19 protein-coding genes are annotated in these 18,728 nt (G+C 67.8%); 12 read left to right on the forward strand and 7 right to left on the reverse strand.

All coding sequences use genetic code 11. From position 1 onward, the window contains the following. Position 1: 1 nt before the first annotated feature. The 6 genes from phnH to K7G19_RS03470 are packed head-to-tail and all read left to right on the forward strand — an operon-like array spanning position 2 to position 5,524. Positions 2–619: a phosphonate C-P lyase system protein PhnH gene (gene phnH / locus K7G19_RS03445; protein ID WP_226105793.1), complete on the forward strand. Its 618-nt coding sequence runs from the start codon at positions 2–4 to the stop codon at positions 617–619. 1 nt (position 620) lies between these two features. Then, a complete protein-coding gene (locus K7G19_RS03450) occupies positions 621–1,805 on the forward strand; it encodes a carbon-phosphorus lyase complex subunit PhnI (RefSeq protein ID WP_226105794.1) in 1,185 nt (394 codons plus the stop codon). Next, positions 1,802–2,743, forward strand: a complete 942-nt coding sequence (locus K7G19_RS03455; protein ID WP_226105795.1) for an alpha-D-ribose 1-methylphosphonate 5-phosphate C-P-lyase PhnJ — start codon at positions 1,802–1,804, stop codon at positions 2,741–2,743. The genes K7G19_RS03450 and K7G19_RS03455 overlap by 4 nt, the downstream gene beginning before the upstream one ends. Further along, positions 2,740–3,516 carry a phosphonate C-P lyase system protein PhnK gene (gene phnK, locus K7G19_RS03460; RefSeq protein ID WP_150083883.1) on the forward strand — a complete coding sequence of 259 codons (777 nt, stop codon included), beginning with the start codon at positions 2,740–2,742 and terminating at the stop codon, positions 3,514–3,516. The genes K7G19_RS03455 and phnK overlap by 4 nt, the downstream gene beginning before the upstream one ends. 3 nt (positions 3,517–3,519) lie before the next feature. Beyond that, positions 3,520–4,257: a phosphonate C-P lyase system protein PhnL gene (gene phnL, locus K7G19_RS03465; protein ID WP_226105796.1), complete on the forward strand. Its 738-nt coding sequence runs from the start codon at positions 3,520–3,522 to the stop codon at positions 4,255–4,257. Between the two features lie 52 nt (positions 4,258–4,309). Next, positions 4,310–5,524 (forward strand): alpha-D-ribose 1-methylphosphonate 5-triphosphate diphosphatase, encoded by a 1,215-nt coding sequence (locus K7G19_RS03470; RefSeq protein WP_226105798.1) that lies wholly within the window; start codon positions 4,310–4,312, stop codon positions 5,522–5,524. Positions 5,525–5,731: 207 nt separating this feature from the next. On the opposite strand, the gene K7G19_RS03475 is transcribed toward K7G19_RS03470, so the two are convergent. From K7G19_RS03475 to K7G19_RS03490, 4 genes are all read right to left on the reverse strand, one after another. Further along, positions 5,732–6,733 carry an acyl-CoA dehydrogenase gene (locus K7G19_RS03475; RefSeq protein WP_226105800.1) on the reverse strand — a complete coding sequence of 334 codons (1,002 nt, stop codon included), beginning with the start codon at positions 6,731–6,733 and terminating at the stop codon, positions 5,732–5,734. A gap of 98 nt (positions 6,734–6,831) precedes the next feature. Then, a complete protein-coding gene (locus tag K7G19_RS03480) occupies positions 6,832–7,989 on the reverse strand; it encodes an acyl-CoA dehydrogenase family protein (RefSeq protein ID WP_226105802.1) in 1,158 nt (385 codons plus the stop codon). Positions 7,990–8,142: 153 nt separating this feature from the next. Then, the gene (locus K7G19_RS03485) at positions 8,143–8,601 is read right to left on the reverse strand and encodes a MaoC family dehydratase (RefSeq protein ID WP_226105803.1); all 459 of its coding nucleotides are present in this window, start codon (positions 8,599–8,601) and stop codon (positions 8,143–8,145) included. 28 nt (positions 8,602–8,629) lie between these two features. Continuing rightward, on the reverse strand, positions 8,630–9,853 hold the full coding sequence (locus K7G19_RS03490) for a CaiB/BaiF CoA-transferase family protein (RefSeq protein WP_226105804.1): 1,224 nt from the start codon (positions 9,851–9,853) through the stop codon (positions 8,630–8,632). A gap of 358 nt (positions 9,854–10,211) precedes the next feature. Between K7G19_RS03490 and K7G19_RS03495 the strand changes: the two genes are divergently transcribed. From K7G19_RS03495 to K7G19_RS03510, 4 genes are all read left to right on the forward strand, one after another. Continuing rightward, positions 10,212–11,186, forward strand: coding sequence for a Bug family tripartite tricarboxylate transporter substrate binding protein (locus K7G19_RS03495; protein WP_370639495.1), 975 nt, complete (start codon positions 10,212–10,214; stop codon positions 11,184–11,186). An 85-nt stretch (positions 11,187–11,271) separates the two neighbouring features. Beyond that, positions 11,272–12,066 carry a crotonase/enoyl-CoA hydratase family protein gene (locus K7G19_RS03500; RefSeq protein ID WP_149316012.1) on the forward strand — a complete coding sequence of 265 codons (795 nt, stop codon included), beginning with the start codon at positions 11,272–11,274 and terminating at the stop codon, positions 12,064–12,066. A gap of 68 nt (positions 12,067–12,134) precedes the next feature. Further along, positions 12,135–13,058 carry a LysR family transcriptional regulator gene (locus K7G19_RS03505; protein WP_226105805.1) on the forward strand — a complete coding sequence of 308 codons (924 nt, stop codon included), beginning with the start codon at positions 12,135–12,137 and terminating at the stop codon, positions 13,056–13,058. Positions 13,059–13,204: 146 nt separating this feature from the next. Next, positions 13,205–13,696, forward strand: coding sequence for a flavodoxin family protein (locus K7G19_RS03510; RefSeq protein ID WP_149316014.1), 492 nt, complete (start codon positions 13,205–13,207; stop codon positions 13,694–13,696). Between the two features lie 21 nt (positions 13,697–13,717). Here the strand turns inward: K7G19_RS03510 and K7G19_RS03515 are convergent, their stop codons facing one another. From K7G19_RS03515 to K7G19_RS03525, 3 genes are all read right to left on the reverse strand, one after another. Next, on the reverse strand, positions 13,718–15,091 hold the full coding sequence (locus K7G19_RS03515; RefSeq protein ID WP_226105806.1) for a HipA domain-containing protein: 1,374 nt from the start codon (positions 15,089–15,091) through the stop codon (positions 13,718–13,720). Further along, positions 15,088–15,402: a helix-turn-helix domain-containing protein gene (locus K7G19_RS03520; RefSeq protein ID WP_150083875.1), complete on the reverse strand. Its 315-nt coding sequence runs from the start codon at positions 15,400–15,402 to the stop codon at positions 15,088–15,090. The genes K7G19_RS03515 and K7G19_RS03520 overlap by 4 nt, the downstream gene beginning before the upstream one ends. A 306-nt stretch (positions 15,403–15,708) precedes the next feature. Beyond that, positions 15,709–16,602 (reverse strand): LysR family transcriptional regulator, encoded by an 894-nt coding sequence (locus tag K7G19_RS03525; protein WP_150083874.1) that lies wholly within the window; start codon positions 16,600–16,602, stop codon positions 15,709–15,711. A 101-nt stretch (positions 16,603–16,703) separates the two neighbouring features. Between K7G19_RS03525 and K7G19_RS03530 the strand changes: the two genes are divergently transcribed. Next, positions 16,704–17,621, forward strand: a complete 918-nt coding sequence (locus tag K7G19_RS03530) for a dihydrodipicolinate synthase family protein (protein WP_226105807.1) — start codon at positions 16,704–16,706, stop codon at positions 17,619–17,621. Positions 17,622–17,701: 80 nt separating this feature from the next. Further along, a complete protein-coding gene (locus K7G19_RS03535; protein ID WP_226105808.1) occupies positions 17,702–18,661 on the forward strand; it encodes a tripartite tricarboxylate transporter substrate binding protein in 960 nt (319 codons plus the stop codon). Positions 18,662–18,728: the final 67 nt, after the last annotated feature.

Genomic DNA, 18,728 nt, shown 5'->3' on the forward strand with positions numbered 1-18,728 from the left:
GATGCCGACCCTGCATTCCATGCCGAGCCAATCCACCGCGTCGCTGCTGCCCGGCTTCGATCATCCCGTCGACGACGCGCAGGTGGTCTTTCGCGCGACGCTGCAGGCGTTCGCCCATCCGGGCCGCATCGAAGCGCTGACGGCGGATTGCGGTGTGCCAGACGGTCTGTCTCCCGCGATGACCGCCCTGCTGCTGACGCTCGCCGATCCCGATACGCCGGTCTGGTTGCCGGCCGACATGGCCGCGTCGGCCGGCGCGTTCCTGCGCTTTCACTGCGGCTGCCCGCTGGTCGACGATGTCGCCGCCGCGCAGTTCGTCTGCGTGCCGGCCGGCCATGACATGCCGGCGCTGCGGGGCTGCGCGCAGGGCGATCCTGCCTTTCCCGACCGCTCGGCCACGCTGATCGTCGAGGTCGCTTCGCTCGACGAAGGCAGCATGCTGACGCTGCGCGGCCCCGGCATCGAGACCACGCGCACGCTGCGTGTAGCGGGCCTGCCGGAAGACTTCCGCCGGCAATGGCAGGCCAACCATGCCGGCTTTCCGTTGGGCGTGGACCTGCTGCTGACCGCCGGCGAACGGATCTGCGCGTTGCCGCGCACCACACTGGTGGAGGACTGACATGTACGTCGCAGTCAAGGGCGGAGAACGCGCCATCCTGAATTCGTACCGCATGGTCGACGCGTATCGCCGCGGCGATCCTGCGGTGCCGGAGCTGACGCTGGCCCAGATCCGCGAGCAGATGCCGCTCGCCATCTCCCGCGTGATGGCCGAGGGCTCGCTGTACGATCCGCATCTCGCCGCGCTGGCATTGAAGCAGGCCGCCGGCGACCAGATCGAGGCGGTGTTCCTGCTGCGCGCGTATCGCACCACGCTGGCGCGCTTCGGCTACACGCTGCCGCTCGATACCGGCGCGATGCGGCTGCGCCGGCGAATCTCGTCGACCTTCAAGGACGTGCCGGGCGGACAGGTCCTCGGGCCGACCTACGACTATACGCAGCGCCTGCTGGACTTCTCGCTCGAAGCCGATAGCGCTCCGCAGGCGTGCATCGCCCCGCCGATCACGGACACGGCAGAGGAAGTTCAAACGATGCCGCGCGTAACCGACCTGCTGCAAGCAGACGGCCTGGTCGAGGCCGAGCCCATTCCGCCGGGCGATCCCGCTCCAGCCGACCTGACCCGCGAGCCGCTGACCTTCCCGGCCAGCCGCGCGGCCCGTCTGCAGAACCTGGCGCGGGCCGACGAAGGCTTCCTGCTGTCGATGGGCTATTCGACGCAACGCGGATACGGCAATTCGCATCCGTTTGCCGCCGAGATTCGCTATGGCACCGCGGAGGTCGAGCTGTTCGTCGAGGAACTGGGCTTTGCCGTGACCATCGGCGAGATCGAACTGACCGAATGCCAGATGATCAACGACTTCGCCGGCAACGCCAAGGAAGCGCCCTGCTTTACCCGCGGCTATGGCCTGGTATTCGGCTACAACGAGCGCAAGGCGATGTCGATGGCGCTGGTCGATCGGGCGATGCGCGCCGCGGACCTCGGCGAGGCCGCCGACAACCCCGCCAATGACATCGAATTCATGCTGTACCACAGCGACAACGTCGAGGCCTCGGGCTTCGTCCAGCATCTGAAGCTGCCGCACTACGTGGACTTCCAGACCAATCTCGAACTGCTGCGCCGGCTGCGTGCGCAGCGGCAAGCGGCCGAACCGGCCGCCGATACACGAACGGCAGCCCCTTCCGCCCGCGCCACCGGCCGCGACGAGACCGCACCGCAGTGCCAGCCCCAGGAGGAGAGCGTCGCATGACCGCCGCCATCGCCCCGCTCCCCGCGGAAGTCACCACGCGCGACGCGCACTACAACTTCGGCTACCTCGACGAATCGACCAAGCGCATGCTGCGCCGCGCCCTGCTGAAGGCGGTGGCGATTCCCGGCTACCAGGTCCCGTTCGGCAGCCGCGAGATGCCGCTGCCCTATGGCTGGGGCACCGGCGGCATCCAGGTCACTGCCGCCATCATCGGCCGGCAGGATGTGCTCAAGGTCATCGACCAGGGCTCGGACGACACCACCAATGCCATCAACATCCGCCGCTTCTTCGGCCGGGTGACCGGCGTACGCACCACGGAGCGCACCGCTGAGGCCAGCATCATCCAGACCCGCCATCGCGTTCCGGAAACGCCGCTGCGCGAAGGGCAGACCATGGTGTTCCAGGTGCCGATCCCCGAGCCGCTGCGCTGGCTGGAGCCGAGCGAGACCGAGACGCGCACGATGCATGCGCTGGCGGAATACGGTGCCATGCACGTCAAGCTCTACGAAGACATCGCCCGTCACGGCCATATCGCCACGACCTACGACTATCCGGTCATCGTCAACCAGCGCTACATGATGCGGCCCTCGCCGATCCCCAAGTTCGACAACCCCAAGCTGGACCGCAACCCGGCGCTGATGTTGTTCGGTGCCGGCCGCGAGAAGCGCGTGTACGCGGTGCCGCCCTACACCTCGGTCAAGAGCCTGGACTTTGCCGACCATCCCTTCACGGTCGAGAAGTGGTCGAGCTGCTGCGCGCAGTGCGGCGCCACCGACAGCTACCTGGACGAGATCATCACCGACGACGCCGGTACGCGCATGTTCGTCTGCTCGGACACCGAGTACTGCGCCGATCGCCAGGCACAACAGACCATCAAGGCAGCCGAAGCCACCGAGGCCGCCGAGGCCGCCGATCCGGCCGCGGGAGGTGTGCGATGAGCGCGACGCCATTGCTGTCGGTGCGCGGGCTGACGCGCACCTGGGACGGCGTCCATGGCTGTCATGACGTCAGCTTCGATCTGTATCCCGGCGAAGTGCTGTGCATCGTCGGGGAATCCGGCTCGGGCAAGAGCACGCTGCTGCAGGCCCTCTCGATGCAGGCGCCGGCGCAGCGCGGCACCGTCAGCTACGACATGCGCGAGTCCGGCCTGACGGATCTCGCCACGCTGTCGAGCGCACGCCTGCGCCTGCTGGCGCGTACCGACTGGGGCTTCGTGCACCAGCATGCCCGCGACGGCCTGCGCATGCAGGTCAGCGCCGGCGCCAATATCGCCGAGCGGCTGATGGCGGTCGGACAACGCCACTACGGCGAGCTGCGCGAGATCGCGGGCGCCTGGCTTGAAAAGATGGAGATCGATCTGGCGCGGCTGGACGACACGCCCCATGCCTTCTCCGGCGGCATGCAGCAGCGCCTGCAGATCGCGCGCAATCTGGTCACGCATCCGCGCCTGGTCTTCATGGACGAGCCCACGGCCTCGCTCGACGTCTCGGTACAGGCGCGCTTGCTCGACCTGCTGCGCCGGCTGGTATCGGACCTGGACCTCGCCGCCATCCTGGTGACACACGACCTCGCCGTCGCGCGGCTGCTGGCCCACCGCACGCTGGTGATGCAGGGCGGGCGCGTGGTCGAGCAAGGGCTGACCGACCAGATCCTCGACGACCCGCAGCATCCGTATACGCAGCTGCTGGTCTCTTCCATTCTGCAGGGTTGAACCATGAGTCAAGCACAGCAGGCAGAGCATGCACAGACGCTGATCGAGGTCCGCGGCCTCGGCAAGATGTTCACCTTGCACAACCAGGGCGGCATCCGGCTGCCGGTGCTGCAGTCGGTCGATTTCGAGGCGGCGCGCGGCGAATGCCTGGTGCTGTCCGGACGGTCCGGCACCGGCAAGAGCACCTTGCTGCGATGCCTGTACGGCCACTACCTGGCCACCGAAGGCAGTATCCGGTTGCGTGATACCAGCGCGGAAGGCGCACCCTGGGTCGAGCTGACCAACGCGCCGGAGCAACGCGTGCTGAGGCTGCGCCGCGACGTGATCGGCTACGTCAGCCAGTTCCTGCGCGCGATTCCGCGTGTCGGCGCGCTCGACGTCGTGGCCGAGCCGCTGCAGCAGCGCGGCGTCGACCGCAACGTGGCCCGCGCGCGCGCCGCGGCGCTGCTGGAACGCCTGAACCTGCCGCGCCGGTTGTGGGAGCTTCCGCCGGCGACCTTCTCCGGCGGCGAACAGCAGCGCGTCAATATCGCGCGCGGCCTGATCGGCGGCCACCCGATCCTGCTGCTCGACGAGCCCACCGCCTCCCTTGATGCCGACAACCGCGCCGTCGTCATCGCGCTGATCCGCGAGGCGCTTGCCGAGGGCCGCTGCCTGATCGGCATCTTCCACGACGAAGCGGTCCGCGATGCGGTCGCCACGCGCCTGCTGACGTTGCAGCCGGCCGCCGCGATCGCGTGATTCGCGGCCACCACCCTATCCGCACCCTAGCCGAACCAACACGGAGCCGGACATGTCCGCCACTTACCTGACGCACGTCACCCTGGTGCTGCCCGACCGCGTGCTGCAAGACAGCGCGCTGCTGATCGAGGATGGGCGTATCGCCGCCATCGAACCCGACCCGGCCACGGTGCCGGCGCTGGCCAACGTGATGGCGCTGCCCGGACACACGGTGATGCCCGGCCTGATCGACGTCCATTGCGACGCGATCGAGAAGGAAGTGGAACCGCGCGCCAACGTGCTGTTCCCGATGGACTTCGCGGTGGCGCAGGTCGACCGGCGCAATGCGGCGGCCGGCATCACCACGCCCTACCATGCGCTGTCCTTCGCCAACAACCAGTTCGGCGTGCGCAACAACGACACGGCCGCCGCGCTGGTGCGCACGGTGGCGGCGTATCGAGACCACAGCCTGGTCGACAACCGCATCCACTGCCGCTACGAAGTCACCGATTCGGCCGCGGTGCCGGTGCTCGAGATGCTGATGCTGGAGGGCGTCGTCGACCTGCTGTCGGTGATGGACCATTCGCCGGGACAGGGCCAGTTCAAGACCCTCGACGCGTACCTGGCCTACATGGTCGGCAACCATGGCATGAGCCGCGAGGAAGCGGCGGACGCCGCCGCGAAGAAGGCCGAGCAGCGCGACGGCGCACATGAACGGGTGCGCCGGCTGCTGTCCCGCGCGCATGAACTCGGCGTGCCGACGGCCAGCCACGACGACGATTCGCCACAGCGGATCGCGGCGATGCAGGCCCTCGGCGTGCGGATGAGCGAGTTTCCGATCAACCTCGACACCGCACAGGCGGCCGCTGCGCAAGCCTTGCCGACGATCTTCGGCGCGCCTAACGTGCTGCGCGGCCGCAGCCAGAGCGGCTCGATGCGCGCCATCGATGCGATCCAGGCCGGCGTCGGCCATATCCTGTGTTCCGACTACCAGCCGTCGACGCTGATCGCCGCCGCGTTTGCCGCGGCTCGCCTGGCCGAGTTGCCGCTGAACGAGGCGGCTGCGCTGGTCACCGCCAATCCCGCGGACGCGTGCCTGTTGCACGATCGGGGCCGCCTGGCGCCGGGCTTGCGTGCGGACGTGACTGCAGTGGCCCATGTAGCCGGGCAGCCGATGATCACGCATACGTGGTCGGCAGGCCGGCTGGTGTTCGCGGCGGGGTATCGGGCATTGCCCGGCAGCGCCGGGCGGCCAGCGATGCGGGAGAAGGTGTTCGAGGCGGTGTGATTGGAGGCCGCGCCCGCACGCTGGCTCGCGGCTGACGGTGGCTGGCTGCCGGCTGCCGGCTGCTGGCTGCTGGCGGTCGGCGGTCGGCGGTCGGCGGTCGGCGGTCGGCGGTCGGCGGTCGGCGGTCGGCGGTCGGCAGTCGGCAGTCGGCAGTCGGCAGTCGGCAGTCGGCAGTCGGCGGTCGGCGGTCGGCAGTCGGCGGCGACGTCAGTGTGCGGGGCAGTCCGTCACCGCACGAATGAAGTCCACCACCGTGGCGTGTCCGGACGCCAGGCAGGCCGCGCCAACCACCGGCTCCCAGAACGCCTCGGAGCCGTGGGCCATCCGCCATTGATGCAGTCGCCGGCTCAGCAGCTGCAGATCGTATTCCTCGGTGATGCCGATCGCGCCGTGCAAGGCGTGCGCGGCGGCGGCGATGCTCGCGGCGGCCTCGCTGGTGCGAGCCTTCGCCACGGCCGCCGCAACGCGGTCGGGCTGGTCGCCATCGCCGGCAAAGGCGATCTGCGCGGCGATATGGCTGGCGGCAACCAGTTCGGCCATCACGCTGAGCTGGTGCTGCACCGCCTGGAACTTGCCGATCGCGCGGCCGAACTGCGTGCGGTCATTGCAGTATTGCAGCGTGAGATCGAACACCCGACGCGCGGCGCCGGCGATCAGCGCGGCATGCAGCGCCGCGCCCCATGCCCCGACGTCGGCACCGGAGGCCGGCACGGGCTCGGGCACCGACTGCGCCGGCCAGCGCAGCGTCGCGGCCTGGTCGCGGTGCACGCCGGTGGCAATACGGCTCGCCGCGCCGGCATCGAGCAGCAACAGCCCGTCGTCGAGGCCCAGCACCACGTGGTCGGCGATCGCACCGTACGGCGTGATCGGGCACACCAACCCGCCATCGGCTTCGCGTGCGCCGGCCTGTGCCAGCGTGATCATTCCCGGCGGAACGGCGAGCCCGGCGCGGCGCAGCAACGCCCGCGCGACCACCGACTGCGCCAGCGGCACCGGCAGCGGATGGCGCCCCATGGCAATCAGCACGGCCGCGAGCTCGGACAGTGCCAGGCCGGCGCCGCCGTCCTGCTCGGGCACGAGCAGCTCCACGAATCCGGCATCCGCGATGGCGTCCCATAGCCCCCGCGGGCTGCCGCCGTCCTCGATGGCCCGCACCGCGGCGCTCGTGCAGGCATCCTGCAGAATCGATTCGATCGCTTCGACAAACATGGTGGTCTCTCCTCGCGCCTGAGGTCCTTGCGCCCTGACGCGTCAATGCCCTAACGCTCCAACGCCCTAACGCTCCAACGCCCTAACGCCCTAACGCCCTAACGTAGTCCCAGGCTGCGGGCAATCATCCCGCGCAGGATTTCCCGCGTGCCGCCGCGCAGCGAGAACGTCGGCGAGATCTGGCTCAGATAGCTCACGGTGCGATACAACTCCGCGTCGGCAAGGGTGCGCGGATCGCCGGCGATGACGGCCTCGAGCGCGGCCGGAATCTGCTGCTCCAGCGTCGTGCCCAGGTCCTTGACCAACGCGGCCTCCGCCACCGGGCTTTCGCCCGCCGCCAGCCGCGCGGTCACCGCGATCGACATCTGCCGCAGCGGGGCCAGCTGCGCGCAGAAGCGGCCCAGCAGCGCCTGCTGCTCCGGCGTCGCGCCATCGCGGCGAAGGCGCGCCGCCCACAGGTCCAGCAGCACCACGCTCGAATAGATCCGTTCCGGACCGCTGCGCTCGAAGGCCAGTTCGGCATTGACCTGTTCCCAGCCGCTGCCTTCGTTGCCGATCAGCGCATCGTCGCCCAGCGGCACGTTGTCGAATACGACCTCGGCGAAGTGCGCGTCGCCGGTCAGGTCCTCGATCGGCCGCACGGTGACGCCTGGCAACGACAGGTCGACGATGAACTGCGACAGCCCTTTCTGCTTGTCCTCCGGCACGCCAGACGTGCGCGCCAGCGCGATCATGTACCGGCAGTGCGGCGCATTGGTGGTCCAGATCTTCTGGCCGTTCAGCGTCCAGCCCCCGGCCGTGCGAGTCGCGCGGCTGCGCACGCTGGCCAGATCGGAGCCCGAGTTGGGCTCGCTCATGCCGATGCAGAAGAAGCTCTCCCCGCGACAGATCGCCGGCAGATAGCGGCGCTTCTGCGCCTCGTTGCCGTAGCGAAGAATCAGCGGACCGCTCTGGCGATCGGCGATCCAGTGGGCCGCGACCGGGGCGCCGGCGGCCAACAATTCCTCCACCAGCACGAAACGGCGGAACGGATCCAGCCCCGCGCCGCCGTATGCGGGCGGCAGCGTGATGCCGACCCAGCCGCGTGCCGCCAGCCGGCGACTGAAGGCCGCGTCGAACCCCATCCACGACCGCGCGCGACGATCGGCGGGCACGTCGGGCAGCTGTTCGGCCAGAAAGCGTTTGACTTCGGTGCGGAAGGCCTCCGCCTCGGGCGGCAGGCTCGCACGAACGAAGTTATCGAGAAGGCTGGACACTGCGTCTGGCTCCGATGCGTTCCATGTTTGGCAGCTTCATGGTGGTTTCCAGGCCTCACACGTCCGATGCCGTGAGGGGCGTGATGGGCGTGATGGGCGTGATTGGCGTGATTGGCGTGATTGGCGTGATCGGCTTCACTGGCCTCGATGGCGTCAATATCGCATCTGGATCAGCCAGGTCGCCACCATCGCCGGCCGCTCCGCGCCCTCGACCTGCAGCTCGACCTGCCAGAAACACCGCACCTCCCCCGGCCGCACGTCCTCGATCCGCTGCAGCGCGAAGGTGCCACGCAGCCGCGAGCCGGCCGGCACCGCGCCGGTGAAGCGGACGCGGTCGAAGCCGTAGTTCAGCGACAGCTTGCGATTGGGGAAGCGGTAGCACTGCTCGAATGCGGCGGTGACCATCGACAGCGTCAGCAGCCCGTGGGCGATCGTGCAGCCATACGGCGATTCGGCCGCCGCGCGCACCGGGTCGACGTGGATCCACTGCCGGTCCTGCGTCAGTTCGGCGAACGTATCGATGGTGCGCTGATCGAGCGTGAAATAGCCGCTGACCGCGGCCGGCGCGCCGACCGCCGCGCGCAGTTCGTCCAGCGATCCGATGGTCTGCATGACGTCAGTCCGCCTTCAGGTCCATGGGTCAGATCACGCCCTTGGCGCGAAGCGAGTCGAGTCGCGCGTCGTCGAAGCCGAGCTTGTCGCGCAGCACCGCCTCGGTATGCTCGCCCAGCGTCGGCGCGGCGCGTTCGTACTGGATCGGCGTGGCCGACAGCCGGATCGGATTGGCCAGCCCCGGGGCCTGCACGCCTGCGCCATGGGGCAGCGACAGCTGCATGCCGCGATGGCGCACCTGCTCGTCCTCGAACACCTGCTGCATGTTGTAGATCGGCCCGCACGGCACGTTGGCCGCCTCCATGCGTTCCACCCACTCGGTCATCGTGCGCGTCAGCATCGCTTCGGCGATCTGCGGAATCAGCGCGTCGCGGTTGCGGTTGCGTTGGCCGGCGGAGGTGAAGCGCGGGTCCGTGGCGAGTTCCGGGCGGCCGATCACCTCGCACAGCGCGCGGTATTGCGCGTCGTTGCCGACCGCGACGATGACGTCGCCCTCGCGGCAGCGGAACACCTGGTACGGCACCATGTTCGAATGCGCGTTGCCCATCCGCTGCGGGATCATGCCGGACAGGAAGTAGTTGATCGCCTGGTAGGAGTTGATGGTCACCACGCAGTCGAGCAGCGCCATGTCGATGTACTGCCCTTCGCCGCTGACATTGCGATGCTCCAGCGCCGCCAGGATTGCGGTGCTCGCATACATGCCCGTCAGCAGGTCCGTGATGGCGATGCCCGATTTGATCGGCCCGCCGCCGGGCTCGCCGTCCGGCAGGCCGGTGATGCTCATCAGCCCGCCCATGCCCTGGAACACGAAGTCGTAGCCGGGCAGCGCGGCATAGGGGCCGGACTGGCCGAAGCCGGTGATCGAGCAGTAGACCAGGCGCGGATTCAGCGCGCGCAGGTCGTCGTAGCCCAGGCCGTAGCGCGCCAGCGTGCCGACCTTGTAGTTCTCCACCACCACATCGGCCTCGCGCGCCAGCTCGCGGATGATCTGCTGACCCTCGGGCACGGCCAGATCGACGGTAATGGACTTCTTGCCGCGATTGGCGCTGAGAAAGTACGACGAATCGGCGGTTTCCCGACCCTCGGCGTCCTTCAGGAACGGCGGGCCCCAGGCACGCGTATCGTCGCCGACGCGCGGACGCTCGACCTTGATGACTTCGGCGCCCATGTCGGCGAGGTTCTGCGTCGCCCAGGGGCCGGCCAGAATGCGGGTCAGGTCCAGAACCTTGATATGTGCCAGTGCGCCTTTCACCGGTGGTCTCCTGTGGCTGCGATTGCGCTGCGATTGCGCTGCGATTGCGCTGCGATTGCGCTGCGATTGCGCTGCGATCGGGCTGCGATCGGGCTGCGATCGGGGATGCGATCGGAGATGCGAATGCGGCAAGCGTAGTGAAGGCGTACGCGCGGCGTCCAATATCGAATCGCCATCGATTGATAGCGATCGTTTATCGCAGTGGGCCCGGCAGGAGCGCCGGGATGGGGGACGCAGCGATAAGTTTTGTATATCGCCTCGCGCCGAATTCATATTGGACACGCCGCGGAAGTGTCTCTTAGCCTTGCGCTCGAGCCTCGCAGCCATGACGGGGCGCCGACTGGAGAGAGACATGCTGATGACCCGCCCGGGCCGGCTGCTGGCCGCCGCCCTCTGCCTCGCCGCGCTTTCGCTGAGCGTTGCCGCGCCGGCGCGAGCCGACTACCCGAACCGGCCGATCCGTCTCGTCGTGTCGTTTCCGCCGGGCAGCGGCACCGATTCCACCGCCCGCTACGTGGCCCGCAAGCTCGAGGAAAAGACCGGCCAGTCGGTGGTGGTCGAGAACCGGCCCGGCGGCAACAGCTTCATCGCGGTGCAGACCGTGACCCGCGCCGAGCCTGACGGCTACACGCTGCTGCTGGCCAGCAATTCGCCGGTGGCGACCAATGTCGCGATGTTCCGCCAGCTGCCCTACGATCCGGTCGTGGAACTGGCGCCGATCGCACGGCTCGGCGTGGGCGCGATGGCGCTGGTGGTCAATCCGGCCTCACCGTTCCATACGGTGGCCGAACTGGTCGCGCATGCCCGCCAGCAGCCGGGCAAGCTCAATTACGGCGCCGGCAGCGCGTCCTATCAGATCGCGACGGAACTGTTCCTGACGCAGGGGCAAATCAAGGCCAACCACGTCCCCTACAAGGGCGCGGCGCCGGCGCTGACCGACGTCGCCGCGGGCCAGGTCGATTTCGCCTTCGCCGACTATGGCGCGGTGCTGCCGCTGCTGCAGGCGGGCAAGCTGCGGCTGCTGGCGGTGACCAGCGAAAAACGGCTGGCCACGCAGCCGAATACGCCTACGCTGCAGGAGAGCGGTTTCCCCGGCTATTTCATGGTCAACTGGACCGCGGCCTTCGCGCCGGCGAAGACGCCGCGCCCGGTGGTCGAGAAGCTGGAGAAGCTGCTGCTGGAAATCAACGCCGCGCCGGAGACCGCCGAGTTCTTCGCCCGCACCAACTGGGATGTCTTCACCGGCAACGCCGCCGAGCTGCGGCGCTTCCAGCTGGCGGAGATCCGCAAATGGTCGGACGCGGCGACGCGGGCCGGCATTCCGAAGCAATAGCGCGGACCGACAACGACACCGACACCGACGACGACAACCACGGCGACGACGACCGCCGTCGGCAACCCACCGAACGAGGACCACCATGAGCCAGTTCCTGGACTATGCGCAGCAGGGTCATATCGTGACCCTTACCCTGAACGAGCCCGCACGCCGCAATCCGCTGACCGGCAACACCGCGGTGGCCGAACTGGTGGCAGCGGTGGACCGCATCGATGGCGACGACTCGGTGCGCGCGGTGATCCTGACCGGCGCCGGCACCGTGTTCTCGACCGGCGGCGACATCCGCGACATGGAGCGCCAGGCGTCGGGCACGGTGCCCGGCATGGAGATCCGGCGCGACTATCGCCGCGGCATCCAGCGGCTGCCGCTGGCGCTGTTCAATCTGGAGGTGCCGGTGATTGCCGCGGTCAACGGCCCGGCCATGGGCGCCGGACTGGACCTGGCCTGCATGTGCGATCTGCGCATTGCATCCGAGACCGCGCAATTCGCCGAGAGCTTCGTGCGGCTGGGCATCATTCCCGGCGATGGCGGCGCCTGGTTGCTGCCGCGCATCGTCGGCCTGTCGCGCGCCGCCGAAATGATCTTCACCGGCCTGCCGATCGATGCCGCGCGGGCGCTGGAATGGAACCTGGTATCCCAGGTGGTGCCGGCCGACCAGTTGCTGCCGACCGCGATGCGGCTGGCCGAGGCGATTGCCGCCAATCCGCCGCAAGCGGTGCGCCTGGCCAAACGGCTGCTGCGCGAGGGGATGCACACGCGGCTCGACACGCTGCTGGAAATGTCCGCGACCTTCCAGGCGATGTGCCACCAGACCGAGGAGCACCGGCAGGCGGTGACGGCCTTCCTCGAGAAACGGAAACCGGCGTCCCGAAGCTGAGCGGCGGGCGCGGCAGCGGCGATCGGTAAGATGTGGGCTTCGCCACTGCCCGCGCGCCGCCCTGCCCCATGGATTTCCGACGCATCCGGCATTTCGTCGTTCTCGCGGAAACGCTGAACTTTCGCCGCGCCGCCGAACGGCTGCATATCGCGCAGCCCGCGCTGACCGTTTCGATCCAGAAACTGGAACACGAGCTGGAAACGCAATTGTTCGTGCGCGAGACGCGCGGTGTCACGCTGACGCCGAGCGGCCACGCAGCGCTTGGCGAGGCGCGGCGCATCCTGTTCCATGCCGGCCATTTCCGCGAGGCGGCGCACGCCGCGGCCAGCGGCATGGGCGGAACACTGCGTATCGGTTTCGTCGGCTCCACCACCTATCACCTGCTGCCGCAACTGGTGTCGCACTTTCGTGCCGAGTATCCCGCGGTGGAACTGACGCTGAAGGAGGCCACCTCGGCATCGATCGTCAAGCAGCTCGAGGACGAGGCGCTGGACGTCGGCCTGGTGCGCATCCCGCTGCTGCAGGCCGGCAGGATCACGCTGGCTCCGCTGGAGCACGACCGCTTCGTCGCCGCGCTGCCGCGCCATCATCCGCTGGCCGGGCACCGATCGCTGACGTTGTCCGAGCTGGCCGGCGAGCGCTTCGTGATGTACGCCCGCGAGGAAGCCTCGGGGCTGCACGCCGCCGCGATGACCGCCTGCCAGCTGGGCGGCTTCCAGCCCCGCATCGCGCAGATCGCGACGCAGATCCAGACCGTGATGGCGCTGGTGGAGAGCGGGCTTGGCATCGCACTGGTGCCGTCGATCATGCATCGCTTCGCCAACGAGCGGCTGGTGTGTATTCCGGTGGACGACATGCCCGGTGCCGCAGCCATCGGGCTGGCACTGGCCTATTGCGACGAAACCGAGACCCCGGCGGGACGGCACTTCCGCCAGGTCGCGCAGTCCGCCTTTCCCGTCGGAGGGGCGGCCGAGGCGCCATCGTCGCGCTGACGTCCGCGCGGCACGGCACGCCGGAGACGGCGTGCTACATTGCCCTCGTATCGAGGGCCGGAACCCATACCGGCATAAATTCCCGCACAGATACCCGCACAGATACCCGCACAGATGCCCGCATACATACCCGTACACAAGCACCGATGAAGACGCTGCTGATCGTCTACCACACGATGACCGGAGGCACGCAGCAGATGGCCGAAGCCGCGGCCAACGCCGCGCGGACGCAGCCGGACGTCGAGGTCAGGCTGCTGCGCGCCACCGAGGCGCAACCCGACGATGTGCTGAAGGCCGACGGCTATCTGTTCGCGACGCCGGAGAACCTGGCCGCGATGTCAGGGTTGATGAAGGACTTCTTCGACCGCTGCTATTACCCGGTGCTCGACCGCGTCAATGGCCGCCCCTATGCCGCGATGATCTGCGCCGGCAGCGACGGCCAGAACGCGCTGCGCCAGCTCGACCGCATCGCCACCGGCTGGCGCCTGCGCTCCGTGGCGCCCGGGCTGATCGTCTGCACGCATGCGCAGACGCCGGAGCGCATCCTCGCACCGAAGCAGATCGGGGCCGACGACCTCGCGCGCTGCGCGGAACTCGGCGAAGGCCTCGCCGGCGGGCTGGCGCTGGGGGTGTTCTGAAGAACGACTCCGGCTCGGGTTTCAGAGGAGATCGGCTTTCACGCGGCGTACTTGCGTTGCGATCTGAGCCATGCGCCGCGCCTGCGCTTGCACAAATTCCGCAATGCGCCGCACGAGTTCACGCTCCTGCCCAACATAGGTATCCGATTCCGCGAGCCTCGGCGCAAGATTGGTCGCCGCCTGGGCCATCCGGGTCATTTCCCGCTGCAACAGGGACGCCTTGACGCCGATGCGGCTGCCGAAGTCCGCCATCGCGAACGGCGTCAGCGCTTCCAGCTGGAATTCGTCGCCATACGCCATGGCCAGCTCCTGCTCCACCGCATCGCCATAGACACCCACAGACACCAGGTCGTACAGCGGTGCCGGGCTGATGCCCTTCGCGCTGACAAAAAACGAGATGTTCTTGCCGTGCGCGTCGCAGTTGCCAAGCAGGACATTGAGCAGCGCCCAGCGCAACATGAACGCGCGCGCCATGGCCGGCACGGCGAAAAAACGGTTCAGGGCAAACAGCTTCTCGAAACTGGCTCCATCCCGGACATGCATAACGTCCTTCGTGCTGCCGAAGTTGCGCTCGTATTTGTAGCCCACGGGCAGGTCCATCGCCTGGCACCCGTCGATGACGTGCAACCGTCGCACATCCCGTACCGTCTCTCCGTCGGCGGCATCCCATGTCACGACGCGATCGAAACGCTGTATCAGCAGTATCGGCGCAGGAATCCGCCATATCTGCACGGGTGCAACGGGCAGGCCCATCTCGGCGGCGAGCCTCATGCAATAGTGTTCGTTCGCGACCAGGCTCTCCCACTTCGCATTGATGGACTCCGGCTTCAGGATATGGGTAGAACTGAGTCGGCCGTCCGCCAGCGCAATGCGGTCCCCTTCCACCAGCACCTGCAATTTGTCCTGGAATCCGGCGACTGAGAGCCTGACCCTGCCATCCCAGACAGGAAAGGGCACATCGCGATTGCGATCGGCGATGCGCTGATTCAGTTCTTCCCGCGAGATCTGGCGTTTTTCCGGCATGAACGCGGTGTGCTGCTCTGCCGGGTCCGGGGAGGGCTCGTCCTCCGGCACGAAGCTCAACGCGCCAACCGGCTCCTTGCCGAGCAAGCGGATCAGGGCGAAGGTATTCGACTTCGCGATGTGATGATGCGCAGCGGCGACCTCCAGCGCCCTGCCCTCGGGCAGCAGATTGGCGAGAAAACGCGCGACCGTATCGGGATCGCTGGGCTCCCCACGCAGGGGCAGGTGCGGGGAAAGCGGAAATCGATCGTTGCGGCGAAGCCAGCCTGGGTCGTACGCGAACGCGTAACGGCCAGCCAGGCCTTGGCGGGGCTCGTAAGTCAGGCGGCCCACGGTCGCCTGCTGCGAAACCACGCGGAGTGAGTAAGTCATGCGCTGCCTTTGTCAGTGGAATTTGCGGCGCGCTCGGCCAGCTGCTCCTCGACCAGCAAGGCGTCGCCCTTGGGAACGACAAGCATCTTCAGGCCCAAACCGTCCAGCACCTTCATCAGGCTGTCCAGGCTGACGGACCTGCCGTTCTCCAGACGGGACAGCAGGTCCTTCGACACCCCCAGCAAATCGGCCGCATCGTCGATTCGCAACTGGCCCCGTGCGCGCTGGCTACGCACCAGCGAACCGAGCGAGTCAAGAGTTTCCACGACCGGGCTTAGGGACTCGTCGGGCAGAGGTAGTTTTCTCACCATGATTAACGTTCCGTTGCCGTGCAGACCACACATAGGCGCGCCGTCACTATTTCATAGTTCCGACATTCACGGAACAATACGACCCGATGTGTAAAATGTAGCACATTGTTCCGCAATTATAAGGAATAATGAGCCAGATGATGTCGGATATTTCTTAGTTCCTGATTTTACCGAAGTAAGGCGACAGGACCGGAACTCGCACCCATTGTTCCTGATCCATCGGAACAATAAAGCGACATTGGGGAGCCATCAGACCGATCGGTACCAACCGCGCACTTCTGCGGTCACGGCAATACGCGCTGCTTTTCAACCCGGCGGTGACTTGCGCTCCAGCACCCCCCGCACGGCCGCCGCCACCCGATGCGGATTGCCCTTTCGCCAAACGAGATGCAGTTCGACATCGAGCCCGACCTGGTCGTCGATCGGGCGGAAGCGCACGCCGGCATAGCCGAGGCGCCATGCCGACTGGGGCACCAGCGCGACCCCCATGCCGGCGTCGACCAGCGACAGGATCGAATGCGTATGGCTGAGCGTCTGCACCGTGTCGGGCGCCACGCCCTCGGCGCGCAGCCGGCCGGCGACGATCTCGTACAGATAGCGCGATTCGGAGCGGCAGAACTCGATGAAGGGCTGGCCTTCGAGCGCGGACAGGGGCAGGCGTTCGGCCTGCAGCAGCGGATGCCCAACCGGCGCGGCCAGCACGAAGGGCTCGCGCAGCAGCGGCGCCGATTCGACGAAGCTGCGCGGCGCAAACGGGCGCACCAGGCCCAGTTCGATGCGGTCGGCGGCGATTGCCTCGAGCTGCGCGTCGGTCTGCATTTCGCGCAGCGACACGTGGACCTCCGGCAGGCTCGCGCGGATCGCGCCCAGCAATTGCGGCAGCAGCGCGAAGCTCGCTGCCGGGATGAACCCCATCGATACGCTACCGGCATCTGCGCGCATCGCCCGGCGCGCGGCCAGCTTGGCCGCCTGGCTGCGCCGCAGGATGTCCTCGGCCTCGCGCAGGAAGATCGCGCCCGCCGGCGTCAGGCGAACCCCGCCGCCCGAGCGGTCCAGCAATTGCACCCCGACCTCATGTTCGAGCAGCTGGATATGCCGCGTCAGCGGCGGCTGCGTCATGTTCAGCAAGGCCGCGGCCCGGCCGAAATGCAATTCGGTCGCGACGGCCACGAAGCTGCGCAGATGGGATAGCTGGAACACGATTCAAATCTTGAATTGGGTAATCGCCAGTTTGGATTGGACGGCAGCAGCGGGGGCTTTCTACAGTAGCGCCTCTCATGTCCATTCCATCAGGAGTTCAAGTGGCGACTTTCGAAGGTTCCGCGCTGCGCGAGGCGCTCAATGGCATTTCCGGAATCCTGGTCACGCCGTTCGACGCGAATGATACCGTCTCGCCCGGTCCGCTTTCGGCCGTAGTCGACCGGGCCGTCGGCGCCGGCGTGCATGTGCTGGTCGCCAATGGCAATACCAGCGAGTTCTACGGCCTGCGGGAGCAGGAGGCGGTGCGCATGGTCCATGTCGCCGCCGAATACGTGGCCGGCCGGGTGCCGCTGCTGGCCGGCGTCGGACGCAGCGTCCACGAAGCCTGCGCGCTGGCCCGCGCCTCCCGCGAAGCCGGCGCCGACGCGCTGATGGTCCATCAGCCGCCCGATCCCTTTGTCGCGCCGCGCGGCGTGGTCGCCTATGTGCAGAAGATCGCCGCTGCCGGCCAGGGCCTGCCGCTGGTGCTCTATCTGCGCAACGACAACATCGGCCTGGCCGCCATCGAAGCGCTGTGCCGCATTCCCGAAGTCATCGGCGTCAAGTGGGCCTCGCCAACGCCGATGATGCTGGCCGAAGCGATCCGCCGCACCGCCGACCGCGGGCTGGCCTGGGTCGGCGGACTGGCCGAGGTCTGGGCGCCGCCCTTCTATGCGGTCGGCGCACGCGGCTTTACCTCCGGCCTGATCAACGTGATGCCCGAGCGTTCGGTGGCGATCCACCGCGCGCTGGAAGACGGCAACCATGCGCTGGCGATGCGCCTGATCGGCGAGATGCTGCCCTTCGAGGATCTGCGCGCCCAGGAAAACAACGGCACCAACGTCACGGTCGTCAAGGCCGCGCTGCAACTGATGGGCAACGACTGCGGCGCCGCACGGCCGCCCTCGGCGTGGCCGCTGACCGAGGCCCAGCAGCGCCGCCTGCACGAGCTGATGTCCGGCTGGGGGCTCGCACGCTGATTTCATCGCGGGCGACTGCCCGCTGCGCAGTGAGGGGACGTGCCGCGTCCCACTACAAGAAACTTCATTGGAGACTATCGATGCCATTTCGTCGCACCCTGCTTGCCTTCTGCGCCTTTGCCTCGCTGACTGGCGGCGCGCTCGCGGAAACCTATCCCGCCCGTCCCATCACGATCGTCATCGGCTCCAGCCCCGGCAGCGCCACCGACGGCCTGGCCCGCGCCCTGGGCAACGAGGTGACCCGGCTGACCGGACAGGCCGTGGTGATCGAGAACCGCGCCGGCGCGATGGGCGGCATCGCGGCCCAGACCGTGGCGCGTGCCAACCCCGACGGCTATACGCTGTTCATCACGACCAACACCACGCAGGCCGCCAATCCGCATCTGCTGAAGAAGCTGCCCTACGACCCGATCAAGGATTTCACGCCCGTCTCGATGCTGACCAAGGGCTACCAGCTGCTGGTCGTCAATCAGAACGTCAAGGCCAACAGCGTCGCCGAGCTGATCGCCCTGGCGAAGAAGGAGCCGGGCAAGCTGACCTACGGTTCGGGCAGTTCGTCGGCACGCGTCGCCGCCGAACTGTTCCAGCAGATGAGCGGCACCGAGATGACCCACGTCCCGTACAAGGCCAATCCGCCTGCGGTGGTGGACCTGGTCGCGGGCCAGACCGACCTGATGATCGTCGACCTGCCGGCCAGCCTGCCGCAGGTGCGCTCCGGCAAGCTGCGGGTGCTGGGCTTCAGCGGTCCCAAGCGCTCGGCACTGGTGCCCAATGTGCCGACCATCGCCGACACGCTGCCCGGCTATGAGGCCGGCTACTGGAACGCGCTCTATGCGCCCGCCAATACCCCGCAGCCGGTGGTGCAACGCCTGAGCGAACTGGTCCATCGCGCGCTGGCCACGCCGAGCGTGCGGCAGGTCGTCGAGCAGAGCGGCCAGGAAATCGCGCTGTCGAGCGCCGAGGAGCTGGGCCGCTTCCAGCTCGCCGAACTCGACCGCTGGGGCCGCATCATCCGCACCGCCGGCATCGAGAAGGAGTGATCGCCGGCGTTCCCGCGCCGGCGGGAATCCAGCGTCTGCGCAAGCCGCTGGGTTCCCGTCTTCGCCG

The sequence above is a fragment of the Cupriavidus sp. DB3 genome (assembly GCF_020418465.1).
Lineage (GTDB): Bacteria > Pseudomonadota > Gammaproteobacteria > Burkholderiales > Burkholderiaceae > Cupriavidus > Cupriavidus cauae.